The sequence below is a fragment of the Duncaniella muricolitica genome (genome assembly GCF_910574735.1).
Taxonomy (GTDB): Bacteria; Bacteroidota; Bacteroidia; order Bacteroidales; family Muribaculaceae; genus Duncaniella; species Duncaniella muricolitica.
This window is the reverse complement of the sequence record NZ_CAJTCF010000043.1, coordinates 1-15,131: the sequence shown is the minus strand read 5'-3', so window position 1 is coordinate 15,131 and position 15,131 is coordinate 1. Positions and strand designations below refer to the sequence as shown.

The 15,131-nt window shown below is 48.3% G+C and carries 13 protein-coding genes; 12 read left to right on the top strand and 1 reads right to left on the bottom strand.

The window, feature by feature from the left end; all coding sequences use genetic code 11:
- Nucleotides 1-3: 3 nt before the first annotated feature.
- The gene (locus QGT73_RS10405; RefSeq protein WP_280122403.1) at nucleotides 4-450 is read right to left on the bottom strand and encodes a PcfK-like family protein; all 447 of its coding nucleotides are present in this window, start codon (nucleotides 448-450) and stop codon (nucleotides 4-6) included.
- A 205-nt stretch (nucleotides 451-655) separates the two neighbouring features.
- On the opposite strand from QGT73_RS10405, the gene QGT73_RS10400 reads away from it, so the two are divergent.
- The 12 genes from QGT73_RS10400 (at nucleotide 656) to QGT73_RS10345 (ending at nucleotide 14,853) form a co-directional block, all read left to right on the top strand.
- The gene (locus QGT73_RS10400; RefSeq protein WP_123486542.1) at nucleotides 656-928 is read left to right on the top strand and encodes a hypothetical protein; all 273 of its coding nucleotides are present in this window, start codon (nucleotides 656-658) and stop codon (nucleotides 926-928) included.
- 527 nt (nucleotides 929-1,455) lie between these two features.
- Entirely contained in the window at nucleotides 1,456-2,514 is a 1,059-nt protein-coding gene (locus QGT73_RS10395) for a helix-turn-helix domain-containing protein (protein WP_123486543.1), read from the top strand.
- A gap of 3 nt (nucleotides 2,515-2,517) precedes the next feature.
- Entirely contained in the window at nucleotides 2,518-3,024 is a 507-nt protein-coding gene (locus QGT73_RS10390; RefSeq protein WP_123486544.1) for a PIN domain-containing protein, read from the top strand.
- Between the two features lie 191 nt (nucleotides 3,025-3,215).
- Nucleotides 3,216-4,730, top strand: coding sequence for a Fic family protein (locus QGT73_RS10385; protein ID WP_280122402.1), 1,515 nt, complete (start codon nucleotides 3,216-3,218; stop codon nucleotides 4,728-4,730).
- A 745-nt stretch (nucleotides 4,731-5,475) separates the two neighbouring features.
- Nucleotides 5,476-6,693, top strand: coding sequence for a site-specific integrase (locus QGT73_RS10380; RefSeq protein ID WP_280122401.1), 1,218 nt, complete (start codon nucleotides 5,476-5,478; stop codon nucleotides 6,691-6,693).
- Between the two features lie 165 nt (nucleotides 6,694-6,858).
- Nucleotides 6,859-7,224, top strand: a complete 366-nt coding sequence (locus QGT73_RS10375) for a hypothetical protein (RefSeq protein ID WP_280122400.1) — start codon at nucleotides 6,859-6,861, stop codon at nucleotides 7,222-7,224.
- Nucleotides 7,221-7,532 (top strand): MerR family transcriptional regulator, encoded by a 312-nt coding sequence (locus tag QGT73_RS10370; RefSeq protein ID WP_280122399.1) that lies wholly within the window; start codon nucleotides 7,221-7,223, stop codon nucleotides 7,530-7,532. Before QGT73_RS10375 ends, QGT73_RS10370 begins: the two co-directional genes overlap by 4 nt.
- 81 nt (nucleotides 7,533-7,613) lie before the next feature.
- A complete protein-coding gene (locus tag QGT73_RS10365) occupies nucleotides 7,614-9,077 on the top strand; it encodes a DUF4099 domain-containing protein (protein ID WP_280122398.1) in 1,464 nt (487 codons plus the stop codon).
- A 111-nt stretch (nucleotides 9,078-9,188) separates the two neighbouring features.
- On the top strand, nucleotides 9,189-10,262 hold the full coding sequence (locus QGT73_RS10360) for a DNA topoisomerase (protein ID WP_280122397.1): 1,074 nt from the start codon (nucleotides 9,189-9,191) through the stop codon (nucleotides 10,260-10,262).
- 188 nt (nucleotides 10,263-10,450) lie between these two features.
- The gene (locus QGT73_RS10355) at nucleotides 10,451-10,897 is read left to right on the top strand and encodes a DUF1896 family protein (protein WP_280122396.1); all 447 of its coding nucleotides are present in this window, start codon (nucleotides 10,451-10,453) and stop codon (nucleotides 10,895-10,897) included.
- Nucleotides 10,887-13,343, top strand: a complete 2,457-nt coding sequence (locus QGT73_RS10350; protein ID WP_280122395.1) for a MutS N-terminal domain-containing protein — start codon at nucleotides 10,887-10,889, stop codon at nucleotides 13,341-13,343. The genes QGT73_RS10355 and QGT73_RS10350 overlap by 11 nt, the downstream gene beginning before the upstream one ends.
- A 193-nt stretch (nucleotides 13,344-13,536) precedes the next feature.
- A complete protein-coding gene (locus QGT73_RS10345; protein ID WP_280122394.1) occupies nucleotides 13,537-14,853 on the top strand; it encodes a tyrosine-type recombinase/integrase in 1,317 nt (438 codons plus the stop codon).
- Nucleotides 14,854-15,131 lie beyond the last annotated feature (278 nt).

Below are 15,131 nucleotides of genomic sequence, written 5' to 3'. Positions count from 1 at the left end.
GTTTTAGAGGTCGAAAAGACTGGGTTGAACATTGATTTCCTCTCCGGCTTTGGGAGCGGTGGCGGTCGCTTTGGGTTGAGCCTTCGGTGCTGACTGACGTCTGATTTCTCGGAGTTGTTCCTCTCGGTATTGCTCCATAGCCTGCTCCTTGAGTTGAGCCTTGTCTTCCTCGGTAAGTTGGTCTTTGGAGATTACTACCTTCCAGTTGATAGGTTTGCCGATTTCCTCTGCGCTGACATCGCTGTCAAAGTAATGACAGGCAAGCGAATACACCTCATCGTTGGTCAGAACCGACACGCCTTGACGCTTGACTTCGTTGAGTATATACTGACAGCACTCGGCTACGGATTTAGACGGCGAGGCATAGCGGATAGCGAAAAGGGTGTCGCTCGCTGCACGGCTGTCAAGATACTGACGGATAGCCTCGATAAAATTTTCAGATGATTTCATAGTCGTATGTCTTTAGAAAGTTAATATCCAATAGATTATCACAAGTGCGCTGATGATTGATATTACCCAGCCAATGCCTCGGAATATCGGTCGGAGGAAAGCCCACAAGGTCAGACCTATTATTGCTCCGAATATCCCTGCCAACCAAAGGATTGTTCTTTTTATTTGGTTGAACCTGAGGCTTGAAGCTTTGCCTTGACTATTTATGTGGCTGTTCGTTTTCATCGTTGCGACGTTTTTTTATTTGTATATCACCATCGGTTTTGCTTGCTTGACACCCAAAGGGCGTGTGGCGGGAGAGAGGGGGATGTTCGGCCTTGGGATTAAAAATACTACCGACCGCAGGGAGCTGTGGAGATTTTTCATTCCAAAGCCAAAAGAATATCCCTTTCGCCACACGTTAAGCAATGGCAAGCAAGTGAAATCGCTGGCTGATTGGACAATGAACAGGAGCCACGACTCCGGGACGGTGAATTGAAAATCGCCGCTCAAATAATAGGCAATAGCGGCAAAACGGACAGTCGCATAATCAACTATGAAAATAAATTCCCCACTGACTGATAGTAAAATGGTACCGGGCGACACGACCAGCGTAGTCTGTGGTTGTCAGACAACGCAGGAAGGATGACGGCCACAGTCTATGCCGAGTGGCGTAGTTCCCGGACGGCAAGTGGTTGAGCGGACGGTAAAAATCCTTATCAGGCAACGGCGATAAAGAACACGGAGGAACGGCAATAAGTCTCAGAGGTGAGGCAGCGTCCCCGATGCAGACCTCGGAGGCGTTGCCGGTTATCGGTGTCCCGCCGTTGCCATTAGGCGCGAGGCGGTCGCAAGGTGTCAGTGGCTCGTCCACCGTCACGTTGCGGCGGCATCACGCCGCAAACACGGCAGTCCGCTCAACCTCTTGTCGGCCACCTTGACGGATTGTCTAAACTTTTTATGCTCTTGTATGGTTTACAAATGAGAAATATTTTGTAACTTTGTCAACTGAAAAGATTCTGCAATATGACTAAAGACTCAAACAACATATTCGGGCGTCGGCTAAATCAAGCCCGCCTTATCAAAGGGCTTACGATGGATGAACTTGGGAAAGAAGTTCAGCCCGCCGTGACCCGTCAGGCCATAAACAAGTACGAGAAGGGACTGACCATGCCAGACAGCCGGATGCTGATAGCCTTCAGTATGGCGTTGGGAGTGAAACCGGATTATTTCTTCCGTCCGTTTACCGTCGCCGTTGACAAGATAATGTTCAACAAGAAGACCGGAGTATCGGAACGTGCAGTCTCATCAATACGCGAAAAAGTCAGGGAGGAATTGGAAAGATACCTCGAAATCGAGGAATTATGCGGAATCAGAACTGATTACACCCTTGAAAAAAGAGATGTGGAGAATGCTGACGATGTGAGGAGATATGCCGGTGAGGTGCGATCTATGCTCGGACTCGGGCATGACGGCATTTCAAACGTGATAGAGGTATTTGAAGATAACGGCATAAAGATTATCGAGATCTCCGAAAACAAGTCATTCGGAGGTCTCAGCGGCTATGCCAACGACAATATACCTGTAATTGTCGTAAACAGGAATCTGCCTTCGGAGGAGAAGCGTTTTACGCTGCTCCACGAACTCGGACATCTTATTATCGGGCTTCCCGCAGGATACGATGTAAAAGAGATTGAACGTCTGTGCAATGTGTTTGCCTCGGAAATGCTGGTGCCGTCATCGGTGCTGAAAGGACGCCTCGGCAATACTCGCCATGACATCTCATTGGCTGAATTATGCGATATTCAGAAACAGTATGGTGCTTCGATAGATACCATCATGTTGTCGCTGAAAGAACTCGGAGTGATAACCGGAAGAAGATATGAGGGATACCTTAAAAAGAAAAAGCTCTTCCCGGATTTCAACGCGATAGTCGAGAAATCGCTTTTTATCTCGGAGACGTCAGGCCGATTTGTGAGGATGGTATATCGCGCGGTTGCCGATGAGATTATCTCGCTGTCGAAGGCGGCATCGCTTCTCAACACCTCTGTTGACAGAGTGAGATCACAACTCCAGCTTGTATAAACGATGAAGATATTAGTCAACGATACAAATATCTTCATTGACCTCCATTCGGTAGGTCTATTGGAAGAAATGTGCAGGCTGCCATACGAAATTCACACTGTGGATTTAGTGGTGGCGGAAATTGCAGATGCCGACCAGCGAAGAATTTTTGATGAACTTGTTGCCCGAGGGGAAATATCCGTCGATGGATTCACTGCTGATGAAGTGATTGAAATTGTTGAGGAACACTCGTCAGTTTCCGGCAATCTCTCCATACCCGATTGCTCGGTATGCTATTTCGCAAGAAAGCATAACGTACCAATGTTGACGGGCGACCGACGGCTTAGACGCTATGCAGAAGAACAGTCAATCGAGGTGCATGGCATCCTCTTCATATTCGATGAGTTGGTCAGGCATGACATCATATCGACATCAATGGCGGCAGACCGACTTGAAGAATTATTCGCCATCAACGCCCGACTACCGAAGGCTGAAATCCGGGATCGTATCAACCGTTGGAGAAACAATTGAGATTACAAAATAAGAGCTTGATATGATAAACGGGAAGATACGATAATGAACCGAATAAGATTTTGTTAATTCGGCAATTATGATTACCTTTGCAGCAAATACGAGTATCTCTGCAACAACAAATACGAGCAATCATCCGTTAATAAATACGAGAAACTCTCATTGAACAAAGACTAATAAGATGTGACAATATGGCGACTATTCAAGAATTGCTGGCTGATTCGCTGGAGGTGCTTCGGCAGCTTCAGGATAAAGAACCAAATTTAATCCTGCGCGGTACGGAGGCCATTTCGCGTACCCATCTGAACCGTCTGTTGGCAAACGGATGGCTTCAGGAAGTGATGAAGGGATGGTATATTCCTTCACGACCGGGAAGCGAGGGCGACACCACCGTGTGGTACACGTCATATTGGCATTTTGTGCGTGCCTACGCCGATTCACGTTTCGGCTCTGACTGGAGTCTGTCTGCCGATTCTTCACTTGATTTCCATTCCGGCAAGACCACTGTTCCGGGCCAGTTGATTCTTAAATCTCCAAAAGCAAGCAATAACATAGTCAGTCTTCCATACGGCCACACCCTGCTTCCGCTTAAATCGGAACTTACACAAAATATTGTCGTAGACCCCATATATGGGTTGCGTCTCTATAGCCTTGAATCCGCATTAGTATACGCTTCCCCATCATATTATTCCAATGACCCCATGTCTGCACGGATATGCCTGTCGATGATCGACAACGCAAGCGAATTGTTGAAGATTCTGACTGATAAAGGAGCCACGACAAGAGCCGGACGCATTATCGGTGCGCTTCGGAGTGTCGGCAAAGGGGCTATTGCAGATGAGATACTGTTGACGATGAGAGATTTTGGATATGCTGTCTCTGAGTACAACCCATTTTCTGCCGAGACAGACACGACAGCCATATATGCCAAATCGCCATACGCGGCACGTATAAGAATGATGTGGGCGACAATGAGGGAACAGGTATTGGAAAATTTTCCGCAAACTCCTGAAGCGGTCGCCGACATAGAATCGTATCTCGAACATGTGGATGAAAAATATCTTGAAGACGCCTATCACTCTCTTTCCATAGAGGGCTATCAGGTATCGAGAGAACTTATCGAAAAGGTTAGATCGGGCAATTGGAAACCGGACAGTGACGACAAGGAACAAAAGAGCGCACTTGTGGCGCGTGGCTATTATCAGGCATTTCAGTCGGTAAAGGAGTCGGTCAGAAAGATACTTGCGGGACAAAATGCGGGCGGCGTTTTGGAAGAAGATCATTCCCGATGGTATCGCCAGATGTGGATGCCGTTTGTCACCGCCGGTATTCTTACAGCGTCAGACCTCATCGGGTATCGCACAAATCAGGTCTATATTCGAGGTTCACAGCACATTCCTCTTAATCCCCGCGCTGTGTCGGACGCCATGCCGGAATTGTTCCGACTGATAAGTGAGGAGCCTGATCCGAGAGTAAGAGCCGTGCTGGGGCATTTTATGTTTGTATTCATACATCCCTACATGGATGGGAACGGACGTATGGGACGCTTTATCCTTAACGCCATGCTTGCCTCGGGGGGCTATCCATGGACTGTTGTACCGTTAGAGAAACGTCGGGAATATATGTCCGCTCTTGAAAATGCAAGCGTCCGGGGCGACATATCGGATTTCACCAGACTGATTGCCGGTCTCGTTGCGAGGCCATAATATTTTAACAACCGGTCATAAAATTTTCTAAAATGAACCCTCGGACTTGAATATCAGTGGAAAAAGCATTAACTTTGCAATACCCTTAGAATCCCTTTGGGTCACGTGGCGAGCGGCTGCGTGAGGATATAGAAATTTAGGTTGCAAATTCGCTACACACGAATGTTAACCAATTGCAACTCGTTGATATGTGTACATTTGGAGCGTAAGGTTCAAGTTCCTCCAGCTCCACTATGTACTACCGAACTAATTCGGACTTAACGAGACAAACCTCGGACTATCAAGTAGTTCCGAGGTTTTCTTTTATCTAATCCTTTCGACTCAGGACCGAAAAAAGACGCAAAAAGGACTCCCCCGGACAGAGTTTAGGCACTAACCAGGCACTAAGATTTCAAAAATCTTTTTAGTGCCTAAATAGTGCCTAAAACGCATCTAATAATCTTAATGCCATATACTTACAAAGACATAACTCGGAAGAAAGTCGGAAAACAGGCGACATTTTAACCCATTGGATTGTGGGTGTTAAAACGGGTGTCCGACACTATTTCCGATATTCCGATTTAATTCTTTTGAAAGTATGGAATTATATAGTGTCTTGAAAATGTCCTCAATGTTAAAATCAATCTAAGTCGCTGATTTGTCGCTTATTGTTCTCAAAAGTGTCCAATCCATCTTAATGTTTCACTCGTTATCATTGCATCCACCGCCTAAAAAACGGAAATGATGACACTAAATCCAACGTAAGATGAAAAAGAGCACTTTCAAAGTTTTGTTCTTGATTCGTCGAAACCAAGTGAATAAGGATGGCAAATGTGCCATAATAATAAAAATCACTGTGGACGGTGAATATGAACGACTAAATTCCACGCTCTCAATAGAGCCAGACCTCTGGGACGCTGCTGCGTCTAAGGCTATCGGCAGGTCTTCAAAAATTGCCGAATTCAACAAGCGCATTGAGGATATGCGCCATGTTCTGAAGGAACACTACTATGACCTCCTTAATCGTCATGGCTACGTTACAGCCGAAATGGTGAAAAACGCCTTTACGGGTGTTACTGCAAAGGAGGAATCACTCGTAACTCTCTATCTTCAGCATCTTGAAGATACAAAAAAACTCATTGGCATAAGCAAAGCCAATCCTACCTATCAGAAGTACGAGCGAATGTATCGCCGTGTGGTAGAGTTCATGAAGAAGAAGTACAATATCACTGACATCCCTCTGAGGGAAATCAAATACCAGTTCATAGTGGACTTGGAGTTCTTCCTGCGTACTGAGTATGGTTACAGCCAGAATACCACCTACAAGTGTATGAAGTTCTTTAAGCAGGTAATCAACAAAGCTATCCGCGCCGGATTGATTTTCGTTGATCCATTCAACGGCTATAAAATCTCGGTGCAGCGTGTTGACCGAGGCTTCCTTACGGAAGATGACCTGAAAAAGATGATGGATAAGGAGTTTGCATCCAAGCGTCTTGAACATGTCCGCGACATATTCGTATTCGCCTGTTTTACCGGGCTGGCGTACATCGACCTTGCTAACCTGCGTGTTGACAACATACAGAAGATGTTTGACGGACGTCTGTGGATCGTCACACACCGCCAGAAGACAAACACCAAAGTGACGGTGCCGCTTCTTCCGCCTGCACTCAAGATACTCAAAAAATACGAAGGCAAGTATCTTGACGGCCAACTGATGCCTATAATAACAAATCAGAAGCTCAACTGCTATCTGAAAGAGATAGCCGACATCTGTGGCATTGAGAAGAATCTCACTTTCCATCTGGCGCGCCACACCTTTGCAACGACTATGACACTCGGCAAGGGTGTACCCATCGAATCGGTGTCGAAGATGCTTGGACACACCAACATTCAGACAACGCAGATATACGCCCGTATCACAAACTCCAAAATCAGTCAGGATATGGAGAACCTCGCAAAAAATCTCGGTGACCTCGACTTTTAGTTGATATATAGCTAACCGTCTGACAGAGCGTCGGCTACATATCAATAGCCGGCGCTTTGTCTTTATCCGTCAGAAAATTATTTTCGGGAATGTTCCCGTAACGTTCCCGACTGCCCTTTTCGCTTCTATATACCTTTGCCAGCGTAACACTAAATCCGAAAAGAAATGGAACAACAGATTACACTGGAAATGCTCTATCAGCGGACTGTCACTCTTGAAGAAACACTGTCGCTGATACTCGCAATCCTCACAAAGGAGGAAAGAAAAAAGAAAGAGGCAAAGGAGGAGAAGGATGAACTGTCCTCAATACCACCTATCCCCAACGCAATGGCAGCTCGTCTGCTGCATATGTCAACCAGACAGCTCCAGCGTGTCCGCCGCCGCTATCAGCTCACATGGATAGAGCGCGGCCGGGAGGTATTCTATCATCTCGCCCCCATCATCAAGGCCATAAGCCGCCTTCAGCTCAAATGGAGCGAGGCGGTGCTGGAGGAAATCAGAAACAAGTATAAAAAAGTACCTGCCCTATGATCAGTTCAGCGGAGTTCAAAATCATCTGCCGGATGATAAAGGAGCTTGAATCGAGATTTGACACAAAACTTGACGGCTTCGGCAAGAAGTTTATCGGACTGCTGCAAGGCTATGCTATAATTGACCCTTCAAGGCAGACCATGACGAGCCGGGAAATATGTGAGCAGTACGGCATATCCGACCGCAAGCTCTGCATGATGAGAAAAAACGGCGAAATCCCTTTCACGAAGCACGGAGAAGCCAAGAACAGCAAAATCACATACCGTATTGCCGATGTGGCCGAGGTATTTGCAGGAAGGGACGGCTGAATAAAATTAGAACACACTTTCACTCATGATAATTATCGCGCCGTAGGCAGCGCAAGTTTTTAACCCAAAACAATTTTTATTATGGCACAAGACCAGAATCAAAACCCTGAAGAAGTGCTTATCGCCCGCAACAACGAAACTGGGCAGGTAGGCGCGGTGACCGGACTCAATGAGGACGGCACTCCAAAGATGACCGATGTAAAGTCGGCAAAAATCTCAGACCTCGTGAAATTCCAGAAAGGTCAGAACCCGCTCGAAGCCTTCATGTCGAATTTCGTGCGTCAGTGCAAGAACCCTTCGACATTCGGATTCTTCCGTGTCCCCGCTGACCGCTACGACACGGTGGGCACCGTAATCGGTGACCTCGCGAAAGACCCGGTCGCCAATGCGGAGATGCTTAAAAACAATGTGGTGGAGCTTCCGAAGTCAGAGCAGAAGGTTGAACAGCCACAGCAGGCTGCCGCTCCTGAGGAACAGCCCGCACAGGCAAATGTCACCGGCAATGCACAAACTCCCGACAAGGAGGTGAAGCACTCCGCAATTGACGAAAGCAGGATAGACTGGGCGACACTCAAAGAAAAATGGGGCATCGACCGCGCTGAACTGGAAAAGAGCGGAGACCTCAAGGAGATGCTCTACAACCGCAAGTCGAAAATCGTGACTGTAACACCGACATTCGCCGGAGAGAAATTCCCGATAGACGCCCGGCTCTCGTTCCGCACAGACCCCGACGGCAGTGTGAAGCTGGTGCCACACTTCATCCACCGTGAGGCGAGGCTCGATCAGGACTTCATGGGCTACAAGTTCTCAAAAGATGAGAAGGCTGTGCTGCGCGAGACCGGCAATCTCGGCAAGGTTGTGGAACTGACGGGCAGAAACGGCAAGAAAGTACCGTCCTACGTCAGCATCGACCGCTATACCAACGAACTGGTGTCGGTGCCGGTAAAGGATGTGTTCGTAAGAAACACCGTCGGCCAGACCAAGCTCACCGACGCCGAAGTGGCACAGCTCAAACAGGGAATGGCACTTCCGCCGAAAGAGATTACCGACAAGAACGGCAAGACCTACAACGTGGTGCTTCAGGTGTCGGCAGACCGCAAGGGGGTCGAGTTCGTACCCGAATCAGGGCGGCGACACGAGCAGCGTGAACAGCAGACGCAGGGGCAGAAGCCATCGTCGTGGATCACGGCGGACGGCAGGATAAAGCCGCTCTCAAAATGGTGCAAAGTGCCGATGACACAGCAGCAACAGGCAGACTACGCCGCCGGCAAGGTCGTGGAGCTGACAAATATCCCCGACAAAAACGGCAAGCTCAACACTGTCTATCTCCAGTTCAACCCGGAGAAACAGCGTCCGACGACATCGCTCAACGACCCGCGTGTGACGGTGGCGGAAGAATCCCGCACGCAGAAGGCGGTGAACACCGACGGGCTGACCAACGAGGCGACAAAGCACGTTGCCGAACCGCTCCAGAAGTACCAGACCGCACCGAAAAACGAGGCACAGCAACAGCAGCAGCGTAAGCCGAAAGGCCCGAAAATGTGACGACATACTGACACAATCCGGATAAAACGGCTGAGGGAGGTCCGGAACTCCCGACGCCATATATCCGCAAGACCACTCAATCCAAACCATCCACCAAAAATAACGTAAAAAATGGAACAGAAAAATCTCATAACGGTCATAACCGACAACCATCTTATGGCCGATACCATCGCCAAAGCAATATGCGCCAACGAAACACACGAAGGCTATTATCTCGGCAACGGCTATGCCGTGACATGGACGAACGGCGAACTTATAGAAGCCGCCTTCAAGGCGAAAAACAGCCTTGTGCTGGCGACATCAATGAAAAGCCGGGAGGTGTATGCCCACAACTTCGAGTTTGCCATGCGCAACTACGATGAAGTGGTGGGATATAAGAAAAGCGCGGCGGATGCCCGGCACCTCGGCACCATCCGCTCGCTCTGGGAAAAGAGCCACACGGTCATCAACGCCATGCTGCCCTGCGAAGAGGGGGAACTCATGTTCCTTAACCTGTACTACTATCTTGCAACGCCGGTTACGGTAAAACGTGCATGGCTGCCCGTGCTGACCCGTCAGGCGATCCGCAACGCAGTTTTCAACGGGCGCACCGACACCGACGAGTACGAGAAGTGGCTCGGCGAGGTTATCATCAACCGCATAATAGAGGTTGATAAGGACGATGTGCTTGAAACACTTGACGGCACGACCGATTTCGGCTGCGAGGTAGAAGATATGTGGGAGCGCGAGAATGAGGTATCCGACGGCATGACGGAAGATCCCGAACCGACGCTCTACTGCATGTACACTCTGGCAGATGATGCCCGCGACAGTCTGGGCTGGGATTTCGACCGGATGTTCGACACCGCCATGATGCTGTACTTCAAGAAGCTCATCTCTTTCCCGCTCTACATAGAAACCCGCATACCCAAGACCGTATGCCACAAGATGAAGCGGAACATCCGCACACTCACATATCACCCCAAATGGGGAAAGCTCGCCCCAAAAGCCTTCAAGCCTGATGCGCGACATATATATGACGGCAGGCAGACGGCCTTCAACGGCTACGGCATAGTCACTACCGGCATTCATCCGACAGACCTGTCCGGTGACGAGCGAAAGTTATACAGCCTTATAGTGAAGCGCGTAATCGACGCTTTCACACCACCGGCTGAAAACGAAACAGAAAACGACAAAACACTCTGAAAATACAATTATTAACCCGAAATATTCCTCCCGTGTCCGAATAAATCGTTAACTTTGCCGCTGATTCAACGTCATAATGTTTTTGTTTCATTTTTGACGTGGATTTAGTGGTCGGACATCGGGAGGGATCCCGGTGTCCTTTTTTCTATATGGCGGATACCGGCAGACCACTACAATCCATCCGAATTATGAGACATAACGTTGAATTGCCGGAATTAGACCGCTACCGCGACTATCTCCGGGGCCACCTTCGTGACCACCACTTCCCCCAGCTTTCAGATAATAAATTCATAGAAGCCCGTGTTGAAGATGCCTACGACCGTTTTATTACGGAGCGTCTTCAGGGGCGCGGCGTGTCGGTGGCGACAGAGCTTAGTTACCGCACACTGCTCGACGGACTCTATGTTTCCCCCTATGACATAGTGTATTCGGTGCTTGAGGAAAACCTCTGGACGCGCCTTCCCGAATGGTCGTGGCCCTCTATGGCAGACCACCTTGTTACGCTCCCTTCCGTAAAGGAAATACTTGACAGATACGGTGTCAACGGTGATTTCCTCAGCCGCGAGAACCACCGTCCGATGCTTACCGAACTGCTCGGCGTAATCTCCGAAATACTCGACGGCTATGAGCTATAACCGTCTGAAAGTGATGCGCGACAACATCGAGGCTATTCGGATGGCGTTTCGTCTTGGTGTTGAGAAACGCAATGCGCAGACTGCCGAAGAACGGGAGATTCTCGGCAGGTACTCCGGCTTCGGCGGGTTGAAATGTATCCTCAACGATGCCAACGAGCTTGCCGATGCCGCCAAGTGGAGCAAGTCGGATATTGAGCTGTTCGCGCCGACGGTGGAACTGCGCCGTATGATTCATGATTACAGCCACAATGACAGGGAGTTTGCGGAGTATATGGATTCTCTGAAAGCCTCGGTACTGACAGCATTCTATACGCCACAACCTGTTGTTGACTCCATTTCCGATGCGCTGAAAGATGCCGGGGTCGATGTCAAAAGATTTCTTGAACCGTCGGCCGGACAGGGAGCGTTTGTCGATTCTTTCCTGCGGAATGACAGATACCCCGGTGCCGAAGTGCTTGCCTATGAGAAGGATTTGCTCACCGGTAAAATCCTGTCAGCCCTGCACCCGTCAATCCTGACCCGCATAGAGGGCTTCGAGAAGATAGACCCCGATTTCAGCGGATACTTCGACGTGGCAGCCTCCAATATTCCTTTCGGCGATTTTGCTGTGGCAGACCCGGCGTATGCTGTGAGCAATGAGATAGCCTTCCGTCAATCAACAAAGACGATACACAATTACTTCTTTCTCAAGGCACTCGATCAAGTGCGTGAGGGTGGATTGGTTGCCTTCATCGCATCGCAAGGTGTTATGAACGCCGCTTCTCCCTTCGTGAGGATGGAGCTTGTGAAACGCGCGGATCTTGTGGCAGCCCTGCGTCTGTCCAATAATACTTTCTCCGATAATGCCGGAACGGATGCAGGTTCTGACCTTATCATTCTCCAGAAGCATATGGGGAAGAAAGCATTATCGGCAGACGAAGAATTTTTCATCCAGTCGGTTGTTGACCGACAGACAAAGGTGCCGGGCAACAAGTTCTTTCAGGCGTTTCCGCAGAATGTAATCTACACTGATGCCAAAGTGGGTACTGACCAGTATGGCAAACCGGCTATTGTCTATACCCACAAGGACGGCATAGATGGTATTGCCCGTGACCTGCATGACGCTTTAACCCTGTCATTCCGTCTGCGCCTGAATCTGGAACTGTATAATTCCAACGCTATCAAGCCGCCTACGCCTGATCCCATCACGCCTAAACCAAAGGAAACTCCGAAAGCAGAAAAGAAGTCGAGCCTCACCAATACGCCTCTGATGCAACAGTATCAGGAGATGAAAAAGAAACATCCCGATGCTGTACTGCTGTTTAGAGTGGGCGATTTCTATGAGATATTCGGCGAGGATGCGGTAAAAGCGTCGGAGATTTTAGGTATTACGCTGACCCGCAGAGCCAACGGCAGTGACAAATATATAGAGCTTGCCGGATTCCCGCATCATGCGCTCGACACCTACCTGCCCAAGCTCGTAAGAGCCGGGCAACGTGTGGCTATCTGTGAGCAGCTCGAAGACCCGAAGCTGACAAAGACCGCCAAGCAAGAGGCTGTCGAGATTGTTACGTCCAATGCAGAAACACGGAAGGTTGAGCAATCCGATAATGTGCCTTCGGATTCCATTCCGCAACAGTCGAAGGAAATAGAAACCGACGGCGGCCCGGATTATTCCGACAATCCCGACCCGCGTCTGTTCGCCTACAATCTTTTCGGGGAACTGGAGCCGAGGGATGCGCCAAAACGCCAGCGTACTGCTGTGCCAAAGAAAGAGAAGGAGGAAAAGCCGGTCGAAAAGCCGAAACCGTGGGCTGACGCCAGACCGTTGCCGACAAATAAATTCCGGCCGCTTACTGAAAAGGAGCTGGAATTTTACGGTTCTCTGAACTGGGACGATAATCCGCCTATCAACGGGTTCTACGAGGCTATGATGTCAATCGCATACGCCCAGCTTGCGGAGCGTGAGCGTCAGGCGGCTGAAAAAGAAGTCAACAAGGATTATAAATCCGGAACTATCGTTGAGGGCGGCACTGTAATCGAGAAAACAGAAGGCTTTTTCATTCCCGGCAGACAGCCAAGAGTGGCGGCACAGCAGCCGGAGAAAACCGAGGTCGATATGTCGCCCCGTCCTTTCTCGGAGGATATTCAGTTCTTCCATCACAATGGCAGTATGGTCGTTCAGGACGGTCTTGTCGGCTTCCTCTCGGAAGTACGCAAGAACAGCGCGACATTCAATCCATTGGAATTGAAGCCCGAACAGGCGAAGCGCGCCATGCTCTATGTCACCATATCGGAGACATACCAGCAACTCTACAACTATGAAGCTGAGACCCATGAACCGTCAGAACATCTGCGCGAACACCTCAATCAGTATTATGACGAGTTTGTGGAGAAATACGGCAACCTAAATGAGAAAAAGAATGTAAAATTTATCCTCATGGAATATTCAAAAGAAACAGCTTAGAATAAAATACAATTATATAAGCTGAATATCAGCATATTGTGCGCAAGTGGCAATTCGGGAATGTTATAGTTTTTTCTATTTTTTAGACCATTCAGTACACAATTAGTACATTTCGTTTGTTAATAGATGCTGAGGGCGATTTTAATTTCTGATTTCGCCGGATTACCTTTGCACCATACAAAGATAATGGATTATGGCTAAATTAGAAAGAAGAACTAAGCAAAACCCCAAGATAATGCAGTCGGTACTCAAAGACGGCAGGATAAGCCTGTATCTGGAGTACTATCTCGGAAGGTCGGAGACTCCTGAGCTTGACGCTGACGGCAATCAGGTTTACTATACCGACGGGGCTATGGCCGGAAAGCCCAAGTATAAAGTAAAGCATGTCCGCAAGAAAGAGAATCTCAATCTCTATCTTTATGCCAGTCCGAAAGACCAGCGTGAGCGGATTCAGAATAAGAACACTCTTGCGCTTGCTGAGAAAACGAGATTTGAGAGAGAGCAGCGTTTTCTCGAAGATCGTGAGGGATATAAATTCCGCCGAGACACCAATGTGAATTTTCTAGATTTTTTTCAGAAATTCATCAACGAGAGTAAAAATGCTCCCTCTCATCTTAATGGCTCCAAGGTAGCCCTAAACCGATTCAAGACATTTCTCGCCGAGACTCCGAAGTATTCGGCATATTCCTCCTATATCCGGCCTGACCAGCTCACCCCGGAGATGATGAGGGAATTTGCAGACTTTGTCAATCAGAGAGGTTACGGACAGGGGCCGCTTACTATCTTTAACCGATTCAAGAGGGTTGTAAAACTGGCATTTGAGCAGGAATTGATGAGAAAGAATCCTTGTGACGGCATCGTGATAAAATTTGACAAGATGGCGATAAATAAGGAATTTCTCACACTTGAAGAAATCGAAAAACTTGTAGCAACCCATTATCCTCAGGAGAACAGCATAATCCAACGAGCATTTTTACTCACTTTGTTCGCAGGGATAAGGTATTGCGATGTCAGCAGACTTACATACCGCAATGTGGATTATTCCACAAGGACACTCCGTTTCGAGCAGAAGAAGACGAGAGGTCGCAGCAATCACAGCCAAGTGGTCATACCTCTCAGCGATGCCTTGATTGAATTGATAGGTTGTCTGCCCGACAATGCGACGCCCGATACATTGATATTCGATTTGCCCACATATATTGCCTGCAACAACTCCCTCGGAACGTGGGTAAAACACGCCGGTATAAAGAAACATATTACTTGGCACTGCGGTCGACATTCCTTTGCTGTAAACACACTCAGCGCTGGCGCGAATATCAAGACCGTTTCCTCATTGCTCGGTCACAGTACCCTGAGCATGACCGAACGCTATCTGCACGTCATCGACAGTCAGAAGGAAGATGCAATCAATAGCCTCGGGCCAATCGGATACAAAGCTCAGTATGACAACGAGGAAAAATATCGGACTCAACGATTAGAGCAGAAAGCCAAATTTGATAAGACAAAATAATTTCGTAATTTTGCAATTGATTCAACGTCATAATGTTTTTGTTTCATTTTTGACGTGGATTTAGTGGTGGACATCGGGAGGGATCCCGGTGTCCTTTTTCTATGCAACACCAAAGTACTTCTGATTTTCAATACTTTATAAGAAATGTGCGGTTTTATTGTCTTGAAATTTGGTACAATACTTCGGTTATTTTTTGAGAATTTGTTAACGGCTCCGAGGAGCCAAGTGTTTAATCCGTTAAAAATCTGATGTTTAGCATGAAAATTTAACACTAAAAA